Genomic DNA, 3,294 nt, shown 5'->3' on the forward strand with positions numbered 1-3,294 from the left:
AGAATTTCATATACCTAGCTATGAGTAGGGTTATGTTAAAGAGGGAATATGCTTGAATTTACTTGTTTCCGGACAACCTCTCAAGATAAAACAGCACCAGAAGTATTGATGGAATTAGGCTCTTTACCTTCTTTGATAAAAGGTCAGGTTAATCATAATCAAGTGCAGTCTGTTGTAAATACTTTTATTAAGTTAATTATTGAAGGGAAAAGCGAAGTATACAAAAAAGGAGGTGCGATTAATGCAATTGATGCAATTCATAAGGAGATAGATAAGGCAATTGTTGAACAAGAAAAAAAAGCAACCAACAAACAAGATATAGAAAATGATAAATGGACAGATAGAATCAAAAAACAGAAATTATCTGTGGAATCACATGAACATCTACCTTAAAGATACTAGTAGGCTCTTTAAATATTTTAGAGTTCATGGTTACAACGGTTGCTATTTTACAGTGCATCTCACAACACTTTCTTCAAAAATATACATGTTAACATACCCTGGACGTACAAGATCACACTTATACCCAAGCTTTTCATAAAATACTTTCGCTTTTTGAAAATTCATGGTTGCAACGGTTGCTATTTTACAGTGCATCTCACGACCATAATCATGAACTTCTTCCATTAGCTGCTTTCCCATACCTTTTCTTCTATAATCAGCAAAGCAAGTCAGTGTAAATTGAACCATAGATAACAAAACCGCTACAACCTGCAATAATTTGTTCAGTATCATCGCGAATAAAAAAAGCAAATGGGTCCTTTATCAACGGTTTCTTCATTAATCTTTTTGAGTAGGAATTCAATGTCTTTGCTACTTGGTGATGTGGTGTGTTCTATTTTCATCTCTCGGCCTAATACCGCATACTGATTTCTCTCTTTATCTTATATAAATTAATTAAGTAAAGTGAATACAGTATCCACACTACTAAAAAAAATGTGGCACAAAACATAAACATTGCAACCAGTGGCAACAGCAGGGAACTTTCTATTGCTATTCCACCTTTTCTCAAAATGCTTGCTGGCTGATGGAGAGTGGACCATAAATTCACGGAAAATTTTACTATAGGAATATTTATAGCACTAAAGATGGCAAATACTGCTGCTGATTTTTCTGCCCTCGCTTCATTATCAAAAGCGCTCCACAATGAAAGGTAGCCAACATATAGGAAAAGTAAAATCAGCATTGAAGTAAGTCTTGCATCCCATACCCACCAAGTGCCCCAGGTTCCTTTTCCCCAGATGCTGCCTGTGATTAAACATATTGCCGAAAAGACTGTCCCTGCAGGAGCAGCAGCATGTGCCAAGACACTAGCAATGCTATTGTTCCATACCAATGAAATGAAACTGAGTGATGCAATTAATCCATATATTCCAAGAGCAAGCCATGCAGAAGGCACATGAATGTACATGATTCGTACAATTTCTCCTTGTTTATAATCTTCTGGAGAGAAGAATAACGCCAAAGACATTCCAATTAAAAAACATGCGAAACAAATAACCCCAAGCCAAGGTAGAGCTTTCTTAGAAAAATAAGAGAAATTTGTAGGCTTTAATAAAAACATTCGTTTTGAGAATAATTGTGTTAAGAATTTACCAATTAGTTTGAGTTTTATCAACAGGATAGTTTTTCTATATTTACGTAGGTCAACAAATTAGCATAATTTCAGTAGCAGATTGCTAGCCATTATTTTTAGTATAACACTATATAAAACATGACCATTAAAAAGCTTAATCTACACTTAGTATCAGATTCAAGTGGTGAAACTGTTATATCAGTTGCAAAATCAGCTCTGAAACACTTTCGTTCTATAGAAACGATCGAATATGTTTGGTCTTTTGTGAAAAAAGAGGAGCAGATTGACAAAATTCTGGAGGAAATTAATAGGAAAAGTGATGAGCATAATTTTGTTATATGCACTATTACTGATGATGAGCTAAGAAAATATTTAAAAGATAACTGTATAAAGTTGAAAATTCCCTATAGAGCAATATTATCACATATTATTAGAGAAATTTCGTCCTATCTTGAAATTGAAAAAGACGAAAAGCTTGACTTGCATACTGAGATAAATAACGAATATTTTCAGCGCATTGAGGCAATAAACTACACTATTAATCATGATGATGGACAAAATATTCAAGATATTGATAAAGCAGATATAATTTTGGTTGGAGTTTCACGTACATCAAAATCTCCCACCAGTACGTATTTAGCTTACCGAGGCTATAAAGTTGCAAATATTCCTTTTGTTAGTGGAGTACCCTTTTATGTTGACTTGGCAAAATTAAAAAATAAACTAACGATAGGGGTAACAATAGACGTAAGTAGGCTAATAGAAATACGCAAAAATAGACTTACTTCAATTAACAACGAAGATAACAATATATATGCTAACCCTGAGAAAGTAGAAAAGGAAATTAAAGAAGCAGAGGAACTATTTAAGCAGAATAACTGGCCAATTATTGATGTCACGCAAAAGTCAATCGAAGAAGTATCAGCAACAATTATACAGTATTTTAATAAAATGTTATCAATTGACTAACTCTTGATAAGTGATTATAATGTAAAGTAATTTAATTCTTACTATAGATATGAAAGTCAAAGGGTCGCTAAAATCTCATCGTAACAGAGATAAAAATTGTAAAGTTGTGAAAAGGGGTGGTAAGATTTACATTATAAATAAGGTAAAGCCAAGGTGTAAAGCGCGTCAAGGTTCTTAGCTTTTTGTTCACCTTTTCATGTTATATATTTTTTATATGTGAAAGTACGGTGCTTATATCTAAAAAGAAGCAAAAGTTACTGTGTTTAAGCGCAGCCTTACTCATTTCTTCCCTTACATTATATTTCAGCATTAGCACAATTACAGGTAAACGTGGCTTATTGACGTTAATCGATTTAAAAAAAGAAATTGAGTACAATAAACTTTTGCTAAAGGATGTCTCTTCTGAAAAGGAAAAGTTGGACAACAAAGTATTTGGCTTATATGAAAAAAGCTTAGATTTAGATCTGCTTGATGAGCAAGCAAAAAATGCTTTAGGTTATGTGAACCCTAATGAACTTATGGTTGTTCTTGACGTGGAATAGCAGTAGAGATCTCCCTACGTCATACCGCCGCGGCGCTAACACGTAGCGGGATGACGGTTTTTCAAATTGTCGGTAAATCTAAGTCAGTTTAGCTATATTGTCTCTCACACCGCTTAGCTGAACAGACAATGGCGTCAACTTAAGGAAAAATGTCAGAGATTGTGTATAAAATTTCTCTCTAAAATTTTTACCATTAAATTACCCAAA

The 3,294-nt window shown here is 33.6% G+C and carries 5 protein-coding genes and 1 pseudogene; 4 read left to right on the forward strand and 2 right to left on the reverse strand.

Annotation, left to right across the window (positions count from 1 at the left end):
• Positions 1 to 75: 75 nt before the first annotated feature.
• A pseudogene (locus BA053_RS05740) lies at positions 76 to 393 on the forward strand (hypothetical protein); the annotation flags it as partial.
• A 51-nt stretch (positions 394 to 444) separates the two neighbouring features.
• Here BA053_RS05740 and BA053_RS05745 read toward each other — a convergent pair.
• A complete protein-coding gene (locus tag BA053_RS05745; protein ID WP_245611617.1) occupies positions 445 to 735 on the reverse strand; it encodes a GNAT family N-acetyltransferase in 291 nt (96 codons plus the stop codon).
• Positions 736 to 853: 118 nt separating this feature from the next.
• On the reverse strand, positions 854 to 1,564 hold the full coding sequence (ccmC, locus tag BA053_RS05750) for a heme ABC transporter permease CcmC (RefSeq protein WP_065095173.1): 711 nt from the start codon (positions 1,562 to 1,564) through the stop codon (positions 854 to 856).
• Positions 1,565 to 1,714: 150 nt separating this feature from the next.
• Between ccmC and BA053_RS05755 the strand changes: the two genes are divergently transcribed.
• The 3 genes from BA053_RS05755 to BA053_RS08405 are packed head-to-tail and all read left to right on the forward strand — an operon-like array spanning position 1,715 to position 3,087.
• Positions 1,715 to 2,545, forward strand: a complete 831-nt coding sequence (locus BA053_RS05755; RefSeq protein WP_065095172.1) for a pyruvate, water dikinase regulatory protein — start codon at positions 1,715 to 1,717, stop codon at positions 2,543 to 2,545.
• Positions 2,546 to 2,594: 49 nt separating this feature from the next.
• On the forward strand, positions 2,595 to 2,723 hold the full coding sequence (gene ykgO / locus BA053_RS06945) for a type B 50S ribosomal protein L36 (RefSeq protein WP_006279631.1): 129 nt from the start codon (positions 2,595 to 2,597) through the stop codon (positions 2,721 to 2,723).
• A gap of 49 nt (positions 2,724 to 2,772) precedes the next feature.
• On the forward strand, positions 2,773 to 3,087 hold the full coding sequence (locus BA053_RS08405; RefSeq protein ID WP_010962526.1) for an FtsB family cell division protein: 315 nt from the start codon (positions 2,773 to 2,775) through the stop codon (positions 3,085 to 3,087).
• Positions 3,088 to 3,294: the final 207 nt, after the last annotated feature.

The organism is Wolbachia endosymbiont of Nomada ferruginata, assembly GCF_001675785.1.
Taxonomy (GTDB): domain Bacteria; phylum Pseudomonadota; class Alphaproteobacteria; order Rickettsiales; family Anaplasmataceae; genus Wolbachia; species Wolbachia pipientis.

Coding starts and splice junctions, on each gene's coding strand:
- BA053_RS05745 (WP_245611617.1), bottom strand. CDS start 735: ATGATACTGAACAAATTATTGCAGGTTGTAGCGGTTTTGTTATCTATG.
- BA053_RS05755 (WP_065095172.1), top strand. CDS start 1,715: ATGACCATTAAAAAGCTTAATCTACACTTAGTATCAGATTCAAGTGGT.
- ccmC (WP_065095173.1), bottom strand. CDS start 1,564: ATGTTTTTATTAAAGCCTACAAATTTCTCTTATTTTTCTAAGAAAGCT.
- ykgO (WP_006279631.1), top strand. CDS start 2,595: ATGAAAGTCAAAGGGTCGCTAAAATCTCATCGTAACAGAGATAAAAAT.